This is a genomic window from Paenibacillus sp. FSL K6-1096 (genome assembly GCF_037977055.1).
Lineage (GTDB): Bacteria > Bacillota > Bacilli > Paenibacillales > Paenibacillaceae > Paenibacillus_AQ.
On record NZ_CP150274.1, the window covers coordinates 2,435,112 to 2,451,272 of the forward strand.

The following is a 16,161-nucleotide window of genomic DNA, read 5'->3' on the forward strand; positions in this document are numbered from 1 at the left end:
TAGGAGGTACGTAATGCACAACCTATCACAACTATTGAACCCTTAACGGGTTACATAACAGCTATTCCTCTATTCCCCTACTCAGCAAGGCTCCGCGCTAGGATTCCCCGCTTCTTCCTTCGTACGGAAGGAAGAGCCACAGCCGCATGTTACGGTGGCATTCGGATTGTGGATGGTGAAGCCGCCGGTCATGCCGGATTCCTCGAAGTCAATCTCCAGGCCGTTCAGGTAACGGATGTCGTCTTTGCTGACGACCACCTTCAGGCCTTGAACGTCCATATATACATCCTGGTCGGTCTCGTTGTCATCGAAGCCCATGGCGTAGGAGAAGCCGCTGCATCCGCCAGCCGTAACGCCAAGACGGAGGAACATATCGGGCACTTCCTGCTCAGCAAGCATGGTACGCAATTGGCCTGCTGCTGTTTCACTTATAGTAATCATCAGAATGACCTCCTAAAGAGTCAAATAAAGATTGAAAGAATATGATGTAAATCATTTGCCGGCTATCCTAAATTCAGTATACTCCACTATTCTTCAGCCCTCAAGTCGGCAATCTGCGGCAAAAAGGCAAATTTCACCGCAGCACCAGCGGTTTCCGGCGGTTGCTCCCCCTACGGCAGAGGTTTATAATAGGAAAAGCGATGGAAGCAAGTTTTGAAAATTCGGAAATTTGTCACGGGGTTACAGCAGACCTCTTTTTGGAATGCCGGTGAGCCCGGTTCATTTTAAGCACAAGATTATAGCGAAGCAGTCGCCTCGCCAACCTTCAGGAGGAATCATATGTCTACTCTTATCACACCCCACACGGATGCCCGGATGGCGAACATTATTGAGAAGGTCCGCGGCGGAGAACGATTGAATTTGGAAGACGGCGTTTATTTATATGAGAGCAACGATTTATTGACCATCGGGCAGCTTGCCAATGAGGTGAACCAGCGGAAGAACGGGAATAAAGTCTATTTCATCGAGAATATGAGCCTCTACTTCACCAATGTCTGCGAATCGCGCTGCGCCTTCTGCAATTTCCGCAAGGATCAGGGCGAGGAAGGCTCGTATACCCTGTCCGGTCCAGAAATGGTGCAATATGTCCAGCAGCATATTCACCCCGGGGTACGTGAATTCCATATTGTCGGCGGGCATAATGATAATGTGCCCTTCCAGTACTATGTTGATTCACTCCAAGCCCTGAACGATGCCTTCCCGGAAGTCACGCTTAAAGCGTACACCGCAGCAGAGATTGACTTCTTCACCCGTATCAGCGGATTCAGTATCCGTGAGGTGCTGGAGCAGCTGCGCGCTGCCGGCCTGAAGACCTTAACCGGAGGCGGGGCAGAGATTCTGTCTGACCAATACCGCAAAAAAATGCGCGTAGACAAAGCAAACGTCGAGGAATATCTGAATGTGCACCGGACCGCGCATCAGCTCGGCATGAAGACGCATACTACCATGTTATACGGCTCTATCGAGTCCCGTGAGGACCGCGTCCGCCACATGCTGCAGATCCGTGATCTGCAGGACGAAACGGGCGGCTTCATGGTCTTCATCCCGCTGTCGATGCAGCCCAAGAACAAGAATGCCGGGATTATGCGCCGCAACTCCGCGAATGAGGACCTGAAGACCATTGCGGTCAGCCGGCTGATGCTGGACAATTTTGACCACATCAAGGCTTACTTCATTAATATCGGACCCCAGTTGACCCAGGTCGCCCTGAACTTCGGCGCCTCCGATGTACACGGCACGATTCTGAAGGAACGGATCAGCCATGCTGCCGGAGCACTGACGCCGGAAGGCCTGACCCGGGAAGAGCTGATCTGGCTGGTGAAGGGCGCCGGACGGATTCCGGTAGAACGGGATACCTTCTATAACGAGATCAAGGTATACGAATAGTTTCTTTAAGCGGAAACGGCTATGCCGTCCTTTTGAAGGACGGTATCGTTTCAGCGAGAATATAAGGATAAGTTATAGCTTGAAACCTATACATTCTTATATTTTAAGAATCATATCCGAAAGGAAGATCAGTTCGCATGAGAACCTTACTTGTCCTGGGCGGCGGCTATGGCGGTCTTGCCCTCATTCAGCAACTGCTTAATCATCATCTCCCCTCTGATGTGGAGATCGTCCTGGTGGACCGGATGCCGTATCAGGGAATCAAGACAGAATATTATGCACTCGCCGCAGGCACAGTAACGGATTATCATTTGCGGATTCAATTCCCTGTCCATCCCCGCCTGACCGTGCGCTATGGCCAGGTCAGCTCCATTCACCTGGAGAGCCGGACCGTAACGCTCGATTCCGGCGAGCCGATTGTGTATGATCTACTGGCAATTGCTCTCGGCTGCACGGATAACTTCCATAATATCCCCGGAGCCGAGCAATATGCCTGCAGTATCCAGAGCTTCTCCGGTACCCGGGAGACCTACCGCCGGCTGAACGATGTGAAGCCTTATGGGACAGTCAACATCGTCGGCGGAGGCTTAAGCGGGGTTGAGATTGCCTCGGAGCTGCGGGAGAGCCGGCCGGATCTGAATATCTCCATTCTGGACCGGGGAGACCGCATCCTCTCCTCCTTCCCGGCCAAGCTGTCCGCCTATGTGGAGGAATGGTTCAGCGAGCATCAGGTGGAAACGATCCGCCAGGTATCGGTCTCCCATGTGGAGAAGGATGCGGTCTTCAATGGCACGCAGGCGATTCCGGCGGATGTCACCGTATGGACGGCCGGAATCCAGCCGGTACAGGTGGTGCAGGAGCTTGAATTGCCGAAGGACCGCGGGGGACGGATCATTGTCGGGGAATATTATAATGTAGCTGAGTACCCTGAGGTGTATGTGATCGGGGATTGCGCCAGCCTGCCCTTCGCCCCCAGCGCTCAGGCAGCAGGGGCTCAAGGGGAGCAGGTAGGCCAGGTGATTCAGGCGCTCTGGAGAGGCGAGACCCCGAAGCTGCATAAGATCAAGCTGAAGGGCACCTTAGGTTCACTGGGCAAGAATGCCGGCTTCGGCCTGATGGGCCGCCGTTCGGTCATGGGCCGGGTGCCCCGTCTGCTGAAGAGCGGTGTCCTCTGGATGTCCAAACGCCATTTCGGTTAGACTAGCCCGTAGGGCGGACTGTCCCGGGACGGTCCGCCTTAATCGATGTCCAGGCTGTCCCAGGCGGCTGCTTCCTGAATAGCGGCTTCAATGGCCTTCTCCAGCTCCTCAGGGGAATCGGCTTCAATGATCTCCCCGTCTACCATGGCGAAGGGCTGAAGATAACATTGTCCGCAGTTGTTCAGGCAACCGTACTCTACGACATCATAATCCGGATTTTGTTCCAGCTTCAGTTTAAGCGGTTCAGTACCATGCCCGATATTGCTGGCACAAAATTCAATAATTGGTCTCATGTTGATCTCCCTATTCTGTCCTAACCATTTTATTTTTTAACTTTTTGTACTATAATAAACCTACGAAAGGAGTGATTGAGAAATGAGTGAGAATGTACAAAGCGCAAGCATGTATGATGAGGTTCTGGAAGTGCTTGATAAACTTCGTCCGTTCCTGCAGCGCGATGGCGGTGACGTGGAACTGATTGATGTGGAAGACGGCATCGTCAAGCTGAAGCTTATGGGTGCATGCGGCAGCTGCCCAAGCTCCACGATCACGCTCAAGGCCGGTATTGAACGCGCCCTGATTGAAGAAGTGGAAGGCATCGAAGAAGTTATTCAAGTATTCTAATCCCGTTTCATAGACCATCCCGGCCTTCGGTTCGCAGGCCGGGATTTTTATTATTATAGTGGATTTCACAGACCGGGGCAACCGGCAAGAAGACCAGAAGTGCACCGGCCGGCTGCCGGTACATCCTCTGGTCTTCTTCTGTTCTTACAGGTTATTGAAGCTTAGAATGCCGGAACAATGGAACCCTCATATTGCTTCTCGATGAATTCTTTGGCTTCCGGCGAGTTCAGTGCCTTAGCCAGCTTCTGGATCGCATCGGAATCCTTATTGTCAGGACGGGCTACCAGCAGGTTCGCATACGGGGAATCGCCGCCTTCAATGAACAGCGCATCCTTCGTTGGAGACAGCTTGGCATCCAGAGCGAAGTTCGTATTGATCAGGGCCAGATCTACTTCATCCAGCTGGCGCGGCAGCATCGCTGCATCCAGCTCGATGATGTCCAGGTTCTTAGGGTTCTCAGTGATATCAGCTTTGGTGGAGGAGATATTGGTATCATCCTTCAGCTTAATCAGGCCGTTCTTGGCCAGCAGAATCAATGCGCGTCCGCCGTTGGTGGCATCATTAGGAATAGCAACCTTGGCGCCTTCCTTCAGCTCATCAATCGACTTGATCTTCTTGGAATAAGCGCCGAACGGCTCTACATGAACCGCTGTTACCGATACCAGATCAGTGCCGTTCTTGGCATTCTGGTCATCCAGGTAAGGCTTGTGCTGGAAGAAGTTCGCATCGAGCTGTTTCTCGGCCAGCTGTGTATTCGGCAGGATATAGTCCGAGAATTCCTTGATCTCAAGCTTCACACCCTCAGCTTCAAGCAAAGGGGCAATCGCTTTGAGGATTTCGGCATGTGGTACAGGAGAAGCCCCAACCACCAGCGTCACCGGATCTGCGGCCGGTGCAGCCGTTGGATCTGCCGCTTCTGTCGGTGCGGTAGTCGCTGCTGAACCCGCTGTGTTGTTTGCAGCATTGTTGTTACCGCAGGCAGCCAGCACCATAATCAAGGTCAGGCTGAAGAATGTGAGCAGTACTTTTTTCATCTGTAAATCCCCCTCTATCCGTATAATTTGTATGAATAAGGCTCTATATGGATGTACCTTATTTCCGTGTAAAATGTCTGACCAGCCGGTCGCCGGCCATTTGCAGCAGCTGTACAAGTACGACCATCAGCACAACCGCGATAATCATGACTTCCTTCTGATAACGGTAATAGCCGTAACGGATGGCCAGGTCCCCGAGGCCGCCGCCGCCGATCATACCGGACATCGCGGTATACGAGACCAGCGTTACGATCGTAATCGTAATACCGGCCAATAGGCCTGGACGGGCCTCCGGCAGCAGCACACGCATGACGATCTGTCCCGTGGAGGCTCCCATCCCCTGCGCCGCTTCAATGATTCCCCGGTCCACCTCCCGCAGTGCTGTCTCCACCAGTCTGGCGAAGAAGGGAGCTGCGCCGATCACCAGCGCGGGAATCGTCCCGAGCACCCCGATGGACGTGCCCATAATCGTCTTGCTCAGCGGAATCAGCGCTACCATCAGAATGATGAAAGGAACGGAGCGCAGGATATTAACGATGAACGATAATACCGAGTAAACAACCCTGATTATCATGTTATCAGCTCTGCCCCATAAATACAATACAATTCCGAGCGGCAAACCGAGAATAATTGTGAATATTCCGGAAATTGCCATCATTTTGAGTGTAGCTACAGTAGCCTCAAGCATCTCCGGCCAATCTATAGTACTGAAATCGAGTCCGCCCATTACTGAATCACCTCCACATCAAGCCCTTGCGCCGTCAGCTCTGTGAGTGTGGCTTCCACAGCCCCGGACGGTCCTTCCAACCGGACAATCAACTGGCCGTAAGGAACATCCTTAATCGTTGAGATCGTTCCGTGGAGGATGGCGAACTGGACACCGGTTCCCTGAACCACTTGGGAGAGGGTAGATTCGTAAGTCTTCGCCCCGAGAAAAGTAATCTTAACCGCCTTGCTGCTGCCGTCATTCACGGCGTCCAGCGCCTGCCGGAGCGGCCCGTCCGACTGGGTCTCGCTGCGGATGAATTCCTTGGTCACCTCATGCTGCGGCTTCAGGAAGACCTGGGCCACCTCGCCCTGCTCCACGATTCCGCCGCCATGGATCACGGCCACCCGGTCGCAGATGCTCTGAATCACATGCATCTCATGGGTTATCAGCACGATGGTCAGGTGAAACTTGCGGTTGATGTCCAGCAGCAGGCGCAGAATGGAGTCAGTCGTCTGCGGATCGAGCGCCGAGGTGGCCTCGTCACACAGCAGGACGTCCGGATCACTGGCCAGCGCCCGGGCGATGCCTACCCGCTGCTTCTGCCCCCCGGATAACTGGGCGGGATACTTGTTGCTGTGCTCCTCCAGCCCGACCAGGGCCAGAAGCTCCTTCACCTTGCCGTCAATGTGCGACCGGGAAGCACCGGCCAGCCGCAGCGGAAAGGCGATATTATCATAGACCGTAGCCGAAGAGAGCAGATTGAAATGCTGAAAGATCATGCCGATCTTCCGCCGCTGCTCCTGCAGCTGGCCCTGACTGAGCGCCGTAAGCTCCACACCGTCCACCCATACTTCGCCCTGCGTCGGGCGCTCCAGCAGATTAATGCAGCGGATCAGCGTGCTTTTGCCGGCACCGGAATGCCCGATGACCCCGAAGATTTCCCCCTTCCTGATCGACAGGCTCAGCCCGGAGAGGGCAACCGCCTGCTTGCTTCCCTTGCCGTATACCTTGGTCAGATCCTTCAACTCTATCAATCTTTCCGTCCCCCTTCACTTCAGCTCATGCACAAAGAAAGACCCCTTACGATCATGCAGATCGCAAGAGGCCCTGTGTGTATAATGACAATGCCTTCTCATCTGCCAAATACCGCACCATCTGCGGCATTGTAGGAATTAGCACCATGACATTTGGATGTACAGCGATGCTGTAGCCAAACCGGTTGCCGGGCTTCATCGGGCCTGTCCCTCCGCCGCTCTCGATAAGATATCAAATATAAGGTTAACTATTCCGTGATATGTCAGAAGTTGATGTACGCCTAAGTATATTCCAGTTCCCGGTTTGTTGTCAAAGGTAAGTTTTTACGGACGGGCATGACCCGATTTGCGGCCCCGGGCCGCTGTATTCCTGTGCCATTGTTCATTGCTGTACTTGAATACAGCGGACAGCGATTTGCAGACCATCTCCAGACTCTGCTTCAGATCCTCCAGGTGACTGTCCAGATCCTCCAGACGGATCTTGTCATGCAGCCCCTGGTGACGCTGCCAGAGATCATCCGTCATCTCGGCGTTCATATAGTGAATCTCGGCGTTGCGCCGCTTGCGCAGATTATCCAGCGGTTCACGGTAGGAATTCCTGATCTGCTCAAGCTCCCCCGCCAGCGGAATCTCCGGCTTCAGCAGCGCGAATTGCCGCAGCACCGTGAAGTAGGAGAAATGCGCTTTGACCTTGGCGGTATCGAGGGCATACTGGCTGTTCAGCACCGTGCCCAGCTTATCCAGCAGCGAGAAGACCCGGATGAACCCATCCTTATAGAAATACACGTACCTGGCATACTCTCCCTGCTCCATGGAAGACATATCGTCCATATAACCGGCCACCACCGACTTCCGGAAAAAGGCAGCCGCGAACCAGCTCTGTTCCAGCTCATCCAGGGATGAGATCAGGCCCCGCGTCCAGATCTCCTGCTTGCGGTATTCATGGTCATGATCCTCATGCATGTTCATCTCCTTGCGCAGCATGGAGGCAGTCTTCGCCATGTGATCCATGGCTTCGGCGAGTACCCCGCTGTTCACCCGGGGCGGTTCTCCCAGTAATGTCCGCAGCATGTTTGGCCTCCTTGAAGCTTTGATTTAGATACCTTTTAGACCAGCGGGAAATAGCGTCTCCAGTTACGGTCCACCTGTCCGGCGGTGTCCTCGTCCGGCGCCAGCTCCTCCGGGTAGCCAGGCTTCATACGGGCATCAATAATGACCGGCAGCGAATGAACGATTGCCCCGCGGTGCACCTTGGCGGCTGAATGGATATCATCCGCCGGATTGAAGCGGGTGAATACGGTCCACAGGAACCGGGTCTGTGTGCTGACGGCGTCCCTGGCATTGTCCACCAGCACCAGCAGCGGCCAATCCGTCCCGTTCTCCGCGAAGTGGGCTACCAGCCGCTCCGGCAGCTCAGGGTCCTCTTCATAGGATGCACCGGAAACGGCTAAACATCCTCCGCAATAAGGCACAGCGGCGGTGATTGATGGAAGCAGACCCTCCGTATAGTCATGCGGAAGCTGGCGTACCGGGCTTCCGGTGCCGATCAGCACCGCCTTGCTGCCGTGGTTCAGCCTGCGTCCGGTATAATCCAGCGTATCCATGGATGTATTGGGGAGGATGACCAGATCGGCCTGCGGGTTGAACCGCTCCAGCACCGTCTCCAGCAGCTTAGGGAAGTCGGTAAGCTCAAGCGTCACATTGGTCAGCAGCAGGAATTTGGTTAAGGAGAGCTGGCCTTCGCCCAGGATGCGGAACGCGGAAGCCATGGACTCACGCGGATAGCTCTCCCGCACGACAGCCGCAGCCAGCGAATGCGGACCGGATTCGGAGTAGGACCATAGCGCTTTGACCGAAGGAATCAGCAGGGGATACACCGGGGACAGCAGCCGCTGCAGATAATCCTTCAGGTAATAATCCTCCTGGCGCGGCTTGCCGTTAATCGTCGCCGGATAGATGGCATCCTTGCGGTGCCACATCCGCTGGACATGCATTACCGGGAATTCATGCTGCAGGGAATAATAGCCCGACTGGCTGCCGTAGGGGCCTTCCGCTCTGCGTTCATGCGGCGAGACCCGGCCGCGGATCGAGAACTCAGCCTCCGCCGGAATCCGGTGGCCGCCCAGCGGGTCCTGCACCATAGGCAGCTTGCCGCCCAGCATTAGCGAGGCCAGCAGCAGCTCGGGAACCTGCTCAGGAACGGGAGCCACAGCAGCGGCAATCAGGGCCGGCGGTCCGCCGATGAAGACAGATACCGGCAGCGTCTCTCCAAGCAGCTCAGCCTGGGAATGATGGAATCCGCCTCCCTTATGAATCTGCCAGTGAAGGCCGGTGGTGCTGTCATCATAGATCTGAATCCGGTACATGCCGAGATTATGGTCATTGGGATTGGTAATATTCTCTGTGTAGACCAGAGGCAGCGTAAGGAACGATCCGCCGTCCTTGGGCCAGGCGGTAATGCGGGGCAGCTCCTTCAGCGGGTCATTGCTGGAGCAGACGCCAAGCACCGGAGCTTCTCCCTGCGGAATATCCTTCGTGCCGGCGCGCAGCAGCTCAAACAGTACCTTCTTCTCCCGCCACAGTCCTGCTGCCGAAGGCGGAAGCAGGATCTCCACGGCCGACGTCAGCGATTTCACCAGTTGCTCCGGCCGGGTGCCGAAGGCCTTGTTCACTCTGCGGACAGAGCCGAACAGATTGGTCGCCACCGGGAACGGCGTGCCTTGGACATTCGTGAACAGCAGCGCCGGCCCTTCCTCCCGGACCACCCGGCGGTGAATTTCGGCAAGCTCCAGATGCGGATGAACCGGAGTATCAATCACAGCAAGATCCTTGTCCCTGCGGAGCTGTTCAATCCATTGTCGTAAATTTGCGTATGCCATATAGGGTTCCTCCTCAAACAGGAACTTATGCTTGTCCCATTCCCCGTATCTGTTTGATTATCGTCTGCTGGCTCCTCCGCTTAACTGCCAGACGCGGACACTCATGTAACACAGCACCCCGAACAGGCCGGAGATCAGCACAATATGGGACAACGCAGCGAATATGTAGAGCCGTTCATTGCCAAGCGTATACACCACCGCCGCTCCGCTGAACACCTGCATCAGGCATAGCAGAACTGCAGCCACTCCAAGCGCTCTGATCTCCGGCAGCTCCTTGTATCTCCAGAAGGCCAGATGTCCAAGAAGCGCGGTCAGAAGGAACAGCAGGGCCGCGGCCAGCCGGTGCACGAAGACGACGCCTACGCCGCCGCTCATCTCCGGAATCCATTGCCCGTTACACAGCGGCCAGCCTGAACACCCGCCCTGCGAGCTGGTGTGGCTGACATACGCCCCGATATATACAACGATATATGAATATACTGCAATTAACCAGGTTAAGTTGCGGAAGCCTCTGCTGACGCTATGCTCTTCTCCGCTGTCCCCGCCCGGTACACGGCTGCCGTAGAGCCGTCTGGCCCCAAGCGCCAGCATCAGCGAGCCGGCGAAGGCAATCAGCGAGAAACCCATATGCAGCGCCATAACGGCAGCGGACTGCGACTTAACCACCGCAAGCGCTCCCATCCCTCCTTGAATGATAACGAAGACAAGCGTCAGCAGGGCGTAAGCGAGCATATCCCTGCGGTGCCGGGCATAACGCCACCAGGCGTACATGGAGGCCACCGACAGCAGTCCGGCCAGCCCGCTGAACAAGCGGTGGGTATACTCAATCAGGGAGCCTATGGTATACGCCGGAATCAGCTTGCCGTGACACAGCGGCCATTGGTTGCCGCATTCCAGCCCCGAACCGGTCTTGGTCACCACCACCCCGCCGAACAGCGCCATAAACATAACAAGACAGGTCACATAGCTGAGCCATTTCAATTGAAGTGTCTTCAAGGTTATCCCCCGCATTATATAGGAATGAGTGCGTGCAACTGCTTGGGACCGCTAACATTTATCTTTGTAGCAAAAAACACCGCTTCTGCTCGGGTAGGGCGAAAGCGGTGCTGCCTGCTGCGTTACTTGTGGATGCTGAGATATACCTCCAGCGCCCGGTTCAGGAAGGTCTCGATCTCCTCACGGGACTTGCGGAGCTTGTTCACAAACCGGACCAGTTCCCGTCCGTCGGTATACGCGACAAAGCTTGGAATGCCCAGAATATTCTGTTCCTGGCTGACATCGCCTACCGCATCGACATCCACTTCAACCAGGGTAAGCCGGTCTGCATATTGCTGCTCTACCTCAGGCATGAACGGGTCAATGAATTTGCAATCCGAGCACCAGTCAGCCTTGAATACAGCCACGGTCAGACGAGGCGACTGAATGGCCACCTGGAACTCGGCAGGTGAGCTGATTTTGTCCATCTGTTACCCCTTCCCTTCTCTAAGACGGTTACACACGACGCTTGCTCTTTAAGTGAAGCAAAATGTACGGAATAAGTCAAATAAAAAAGACAAAATCAGACAATTGTCACATCATTATTCTCCGGCACGCACACGGGCAGGCTGCAGCTTCATGAGTGGAGCCAGCACCTTACGCAGCGGACGGGGATATCCGGCGATTTCCTGGCTGCTGAGCACACCCAAAATAATCAGCAGAACAAGATAAACTAGGACTACCGCCGCCCCAACCACAAGACAGGTAATCAGGAAGGCCAGGCGGGCCGGCATCAGATGGATCATCATAATTCCCGCTTCATTCAGCCCATAGCCGATTCCGGCCGAGGCCAGGACCGCAACCGCGAAGCCGCCCCAGCGCTTGCCGAGAATGGAGAAGGGAACAATTCGCTTCAGCATCCGCAGATTCAGCAATGTAATAACAATGAAGCATAGGGCCGTAGAGCCGATAATGCCATAAATGCCGAACAACTGGCTGAACAGGAAGTTGGCTGCGAACTTCACAATAAGCCCGGCCAGCACGTAGTACATCGATATCCGCGATTTGCCCATGCCGAGCAGAATCGAGTTGGTGGTCATCATCGTAATCTGGAAAATCGTCCCTAGTGTCAGCATCGCCACAATGCCGCTGCCGTCCAGGGATTTAAACAGCAGGCCGTTCACCGAGTAGGCAGCCACCACAAGCGAGACTACAACCGGTGTACCTGTAAGAATCGAGACCCGCATGGCCAGTGTGACCTGACGCTGCAGATGCTGCTCATCTTTACGCGCGTATGCCGCCGAAATGATTGGAATCAGCGAAGCACTAAGGGCAATCGACAACACCGGAGGAATACCGGCAACGCTCTGGGCGCGGCTGCCGAAGATCCCGAGCGCATTAGTCGCTGCTTCCAGGCCGATCTGCCCGCTAAGCAGTGGAACAATGAAGGTAGTATCAATGAAGTTCACAACCGGCACCGTTACGGAGGATAATACAATCGGGATCGACAGCTTGAAAATATCTTTGTAGATCCCCAGCAGCGGCAGCCGGGCTTCGCTCGATTCATAGAGGGAGAATTGCTCCTCGCTCCGCCGCAGCTTTCTTGCGTAATACAGCATCACACCGAAGGCGGCGATGCTGCCCAGCACGCTGCCGAAGGAAGCGCCTGCCGCCATCCAGGTATTGCTGTAGCCCTGGCGCAGCAGGATGAAGGCCAGTAGAATCGCCGTGGATACCCGGGCGATCTGCTCCACAATCTGCGAGATGCCGCCGGCCATCATATTATTGCGCCCCTGGAAGTAGCCGCGCATCATAGCAATTGCGGGGAACAGGAGCAGGGCCGGGGCTATCGCCCGGATCGCTAGTGTGCTCTCGGGAACCTTACTGGACTCTGCGTAATACGGAGCAACTATGTAGAGGGTTACACTCATAATCACACCTACAGCAGCGGCAAAGATCAGTGCTGCCCGGTACACCTGCTCTGCTTCATGCGGGCGGTTCAGCGCGTAGCGCTCTGATACCATCTTGCTCAGCGTGCTGGGAATACCGGCTGTCGCCAGCGGCAGCAGCAGTAGATACACATTGTTGGCCTGCGTGAATGCAGCGTTCCCGGTTACATTGAATAAGTGCTCCAGCGGCACCCGCTGGGCCAGCCCGAGGACACGGGCGACAAGCGCGGCAGCAGCCAGAATAAGCGTGCCTTTAACAAAAGATTCCTTCTTGGTGGACAAGCTGTTTCGCCTTCTTCACAATAAATTTAATACCGTCCGATCCAGATAAAGAAGAGGACGACCATAGCAATCTGGAGAATAATTTTGACAACGGTGCTGCTGAACAGCCCGAGCAGGGAGCCGAAGCTGACCTTAACCGCCTTGTTGAACGCAGAACCGGCAATCAGTTCGCCGATCAGAGCACCCAGGAACGGCCCAAGGATCAGGCCGAACGCCGGAATCAGAAACGGACCGGCAATGATGCCGATGGTGCTGCCGATCACAGAGGCGCGGGAGCCGCCGAACTTCTTGACCCCCCACGCCCCGACGACATAATCGGCAACGAACAGCACAACCACAATCAGGGTCTGGGCAATCCAGAACAACGGACCGAAGGGGTCGAAGGAGAAGAACCAGCCATACACGAAGAAGGCCAGGTAAATCGCCAAGGCGCCGGGCAGGATCGGATATACCGCTCCGGCCAGCCCGATTGCAAACAAAGCAATAATCAGAATCCAACCCAGGATCGTCAATGCCTCCAACTCCTAACGTTCAGAATGAACAACTGAATCAACATTTAAGCCCGCTTGGATATCCGTCCAGCCGGTGCTTCGGCTTCGGTAAGAATGTACTTACGAATTACCTCCGCAATCCCGTCATTATTGTTCGTAGCGACAACCGCATCCGCTTCCTGCTTCACGACCTCCTGGGCATTACCCATCGCCACGCCGAAGCCGGCCTGCTGAATCGCCGCCAGATCGTTGAGGCTGTCGCCGACAGCAACAACCTCTGACATCTTGATGCCCAGCAGCTTGCAGACCTCCAGAATCCCAGACGCCTTATTGACGCCAAGCGGATTAATCTCCAGGTTGAACGGCGAGGAGTTGGTAATCTCCAGCCCGCCCAGGTTCTGCAGCTTCATCAGCAGTTCATGGCGGATATCATCATCCTCCGTAGAGTAGCCGAATTTCAGCCACTCCCGGCTGTCAATCTCTCCATCCCAGCTATCCCGGTTGTACACCTCGTCAACGGAATACGCCCAGAACCAGATATCGAATTCTTCGGCAATCCGGTGCATCTGCTTAACCAGCTCCACATCCATCAATGACCGGCGGTACAATTCACCCGGCCCGCGCCAGACTTCACTGCCGTTGACCATAATCATCGGAGTCTCCAGGCCAAGCTGCTCTGCATAGGGCATTGCGCTGCGCACAGAGCGTCCGGTGGACAGGCAGACATGAACACCGGCCTCCATCGCTTTCTTGATCCATTCCACTGTAAGCGGGGTAATCTTCTGTTCATCATTCAGCAGGGTTCCATCCATATCCAATGCAAGCAGGCGGTATTTGGCAGTCATCTGCCACCCCTCCATTCTTGTATGCTCTTCTTGCTCAGAGCATCTGTATATTTTGGTATTACTGAGAATCCGTCAGACGTCCAGTTTATTATATCAGTTATTTGTTGCGGCAGTATTATCTGTGCCTTTGCCCCCGTCAGCTCCGCCATCAGCAGGCTTCAGGCTCTTCTTCGGCACACCGTCCAGCCCGTATTCCCAGTCATACGCGTCGAAGATCTTGCGTGCAACCGGTGCGGCGCTGTTGGAGCCGAAGCCCCCTTCCGGGATGACCACAGCCACAGCCAGCTTAGGATTATTACGCGGGGCAAAAGCAATAAACACCCCGTTATCTCGCAATTGTCCTTTTCCCTGCTGCTGTGACGTCCCTGTCTTGCGGGCGAAATCATAAGGGAAGTCATCAAAGCTGCTGACCTTACTCTTCATTCCCCTAATCACTTCGTTCCAATAGGACTTATCATAATCCACTTTACTTAACACTTCACGCCCAAAGGTTTTCACAACGTTATTGGAGGAATCAGTGATTTTACTGACTAATTGCGGCTTAATCCGCTCTCCCTGATTGGCAATCGTCGAGGCATATTGGGCGAGCTGCAACGCTGTGTAGCTTCCCTGCTGTCCGAAAGAGGCATATACAAGGGCAGATTGGACACTGCCGCTCTCCGCTTCTTTGAAGTAGTTCAGGAATCCTTTGTACTCATTAGGCAAGCCTACTCCTGTGGCTACACCAAGGCCAAAGTCCTTCATGTATTTATCCCATTTCTCTACGCCCTTGCCACCGTACTTTTCGTACAGCTTCTTTCCGATCTTATCGATCATAAAGACGTTGGACGATTTCTCAATCGCATCTGCCGGTGTTCTAAAATAACCGTAACTGTGTCCGCCCGCATTCCGGACGGTAGTTTCATGCCCGGCTTTACCGAATTTCGTGCTTCCTGTATCGGTATAGGAGGTATGCGTAGTGATAAAGCCTTCCTCCAGCCCGATCAATACAGTGAGCGGCTTAATGGTCGATCCCAAGAAAACGGATGAACTGAAGCCATGTCCCGAGAGTCCTGAAGAATACGGTGTGATCGTCCCGTTCTGATAATTGTTCATAATTTTGTTCCAGACATCTGCTTCGAGCTTAGGTGCAGTCCAGACATTGGTGTCATAGTCAGGCATACTGGCCATGGCCACAATATTTCCGGTATCCACCTCCATCGCTACAGCATATCCCGTTAAGGCATCCGGATGGGTTTTTCCCTGAACGGTATTCGAATGCAGCCAGCGGATCTGGTCCAGAATGGCCTGCTCCGTCTTAAGCTGAACATTTTTGTTGATGGTGGTCCAGATATCATTCCCCTTTTCAGGCGGAACCACCTTCTCGATCTTCTCAGCCATGTTCTGCGGATTAACTGAGATCACCTGATAGCCGTTCTTGCCGCGCAGCTCGCGCTGATACTGCAGCTCCAGACCGTCGAAGCCGACAAATTCATCATCCTTGTAATTAAGCCCGGGGTCTGCGCCGATTTTCTTCATAGCGTTCTGAATATTTTTGTAAATGTCGAGCGTATTGGAGGATTTGAAGGGCTTGATGTACCCCACAGTCTGCACCGCAACGGTGTCCTTGTCGTAATGACGGATGCCTTCCTCCACAATCTCAAGCCCCGGGTATTCGCTTTTGTGCTCCATGAAATAGGCGATTTCCTTGGTCGTCAGACCGGACTTGATTTTGCGGGCCACATAGCCCGACGATTTCTTGAAATACAGGTCAAAGGAGCTGATCACATCATTGACTGTCAGCTTCTCGCCATTCGGATCGCCATACTCGTTGAATTTCGCTACCAGGCTATTCGCCAGGGCATACGCATTGGCTCTCGCTTCCGGCTTCAGGGAGCTGACTCCCGTCTCCTTGTCGACCATCTTCGCGGTATATTCCTGTGTCAGCGTAACATATAGCGTCTGCACGGAGCTGGAATACGCTAACTTTTCCCCGCCGGCGGCCAGAATCGATCCCCTGATGGAAGCGAGCGGCACACTTTTGGTGTCCCGGCTGGTCTCCACCTCGGTCAGTGTGGGCCCTTCGACGAACTGGATTACAGCAAGACGGATAATAATAACGCAGAAAATAATAAACGTGCTGAAGAAAAACACGTTAAGCCGCAGGCCCAGCGTGCTCTTGCTGTCCTTCTCGTCCGGGGGGGAGGCCTGCTTTCGGAAAACACCCACAGTTTTTCACTCCTCTACATCTCAATTCCATAAAACATCATGCTT

16 protein-coding genes and 1 riboswitch are annotated in these 16,161 nt (G+C 54.4%); of the genes, 3 read left to right on the top strand and 13 right to left on the bottom strand.

Annotated features, from left to right (window positions below; translation table 11 throughout):
* Positions 1-81: 81 nt before the first annotated feature.
* Positions 82-441, bottom strand: coding sequence for an iron-sulfur cluster assembly accessory protein (locus MHI24_RS10630; RefSeq protein ID WP_340025601.1), 360 nt, complete (start codon positions 439-441; stop codon positions 82-84).
* A 339-nt stretch (positions 442-780) separates the two neighbouring features.
* Between MHI24_RS10630 and mqnE the strand changes: the two genes are divergently transcribed.
* Both mqnE and MHI24_RS10640 read left to right on the top strand, forming a co-directional pair.
* Positions 781-1,887 carry an aminofutalosine synthase MqnE gene (mqnE, locus tag MHI24_RS10635; protein WP_340025602.1) on the top strand — a complete coding sequence of 369 codons (1,107 nt, stop codon included), beginning with the start codon at positions 781-783 and terminating at the stop codon, positions 1,885-1,887.
* 137 nt (positions 1,888-2,024) lie between these two features.
* Positions 2,025-3,086, top strand: a complete 1,062-nt coding sequence (locus tag MHI24_RS10640; RefSeq protein WP_340025603.1) for an NAD(P)/FAD-dependent oxidoreductase — start codon at positions 2,025-2,027, stop codon at positions 3,084-3,086.
* A gap of 38 nt (positions 3,087-3,124) precedes the next feature.
* On the opposite strand, the gene MHI24_RS10645 is transcribed toward MHI24_RS10640, so the two are convergent.
* A complete protein-coding gene (locus tag MHI24_RS10645) occupies positions 3,125-3,379 on the bottom strand; it encodes a YuzB family protein (protein WP_340025604.1) in 255 nt (84 codons plus the stop codon).
* Between the two features lie 82 nt (positions 3,380-3,461).
* On the opposite strand from MHI24_RS10645, the gene MHI24_RS10650 reads away from it, so the two are divergent.
* Entirely contained in the window at positions 3,462-3,710 is a 249-nt protein-coding gene (locus tag MHI24_RS10650; protein ID WP_340025605.1) for a NifU family protein, read from the top strand.
* Positions 3,711-3,871: 161 nt separating this feature from the next.
* Here the strand turns inward: MHI24_RS10650 and MHI24_RS10655 are convergent, their stop codons facing one another.
* The 11 genes from MHI24_RS10655 to MHI24_RS10705 all read right to left on the bottom strand — a co-directional run bounded on the left by MHI24_RS10655 (position 3,872) and on the right by MHI24_RS10705 (position 16,116).
* The gene (locus MHI24_RS10655) at positions 3,872-4,744 is read right to left on the bottom strand and encodes a MetQ/NlpA family ABC transporter substrate-binding protein (RefSeq protein WP_340025607.1); all 873 of its coding nucleotides are present in this window, start codon (positions 4,742-4,744) and stop codon (positions 3,872-3,874) included.
* Positions 4,745-4,802: 58 nt separating this feature from the next.
* Entirely contained in the window at positions 4,803-5,471 is a 669-nt protein-coding gene (locus MHI24_RS10660; protein ID WP_340025608.1) for a methionine ABC transporter permease, read from the bottom strand.
* On the bottom strand, positions 5,471-6,487 hold the full coding sequence (locus MHI24_RS10665; protein ID WP_340025609.1) for a methionine ABC transporter ATP-binding protein: 1,017 nt from the start codon (positions 6,485-6,487) through the stop codon (positions 5,471-5,473). Before MHI24_RS10665 ends, MHI24_RS10660 begins: the two co-directional genes overlap by 1 nt.
* A 95-nt stretch (positions 6,488-6,582) precedes the next feature.
* Positions 6,583-6,718: riboswitch (SAM riboswitch) on the bottom strand.
* A 93-nt stretch (positions 6,719-6,811) separates the two neighbouring features.
* Positions 6,812-7,558 carry a Cthe_2314 family HEPN domain-containing protein gene (locus MHI24_RS10670; RefSeq protein ID WP_340025610.1) on the bottom strand — a complete coding sequence of 249 codons (747 nt, stop codon included), beginning with the start codon at positions 7,556-7,558 and terminating at the stop codon, positions 6,812-6,814.
* A gap of 35 nt (positions 7,559-7,593) precedes the next feature.
* Positions 7,594-9,366, bottom strand: a complete 1,773-nt coding sequence (locus MHI24_RS10675; protein WP_340025611.1) for a UbiD family decarboxylase — start codon at positions 9,364-9,366, stop codon at positions 7,594-7,596.
* A 57-nt stretch (positions 9,367-9,423) separates the two neighbouring features.
* Entirely contained in the window at positions 9,424-10,362 is a 939-nt protein-coding gene (locus tag MHI24_RS10680) for a COX15/CtaA family protein (protein ID WP_340025612.1), read from the bottom strand.
* Positions 10,363-10,484: 122 nt separating this feature from the next.
* Entirely contained in the window at positions 10,485-10,829 is a 345-nt protein-coding gene (locus MHI24_RS10685) for a thioredoxin family protein (RefSeq protein WP_340025613.1), read from the bottom strand.
* Between the two features lie 114 nt (positions 10,830-10,943).
* Positions 10,944-12,572, bottom strand: a complete 1,629-nt coding sequence (locus MHI24_RS10690) for a polysaccharide biosynthesis protein (protein WP_340025614.1) — start codon at positions 12,570-12,572, stop codon at positions 10,944-10,946.
* Between the two features lie 26 nt (positions 12,573-12,598).
* The gene (locus MHI24_RS10695) at positions 12,599-13,084 is read right to left on the bottom strand and encodes a DUF456 family protein (RefSeq protein WP_340025615.1); all 486 of its coding nucleotides are present in this window, start codon (positions 13,082-13,084) and stop codon (positions 12,599-12,601) included.
* 44 nt (positions 13,085-13,128) lie between these two features.
* Positions 13,129-13,908, bottom strand: a complete 780-nt coding sequence (locus tag MHI24_RS10700) for a Cof-type HAD-IIB family hydrolase (protein ID WP_340025616.1) — start codon at positions 13,906-13,908, stop codon at positions 13,129-13,131.
* 93 nt (positions 13,909-14,001) lie between these two features.
* Positions 14,002-16,116, bottom strand: a complete 2,115-nt coding sequence (locus MHI24_RS10705; RefSeq protein WP_340025617.1) for a penicillin-binding transpeptidase domain-containing protein — start codon at positions 16,114-16,116, stop codon at positions 14,002-14,004.
* Positions 16,117-16,161: the final 45 nt, after the last annotated feature.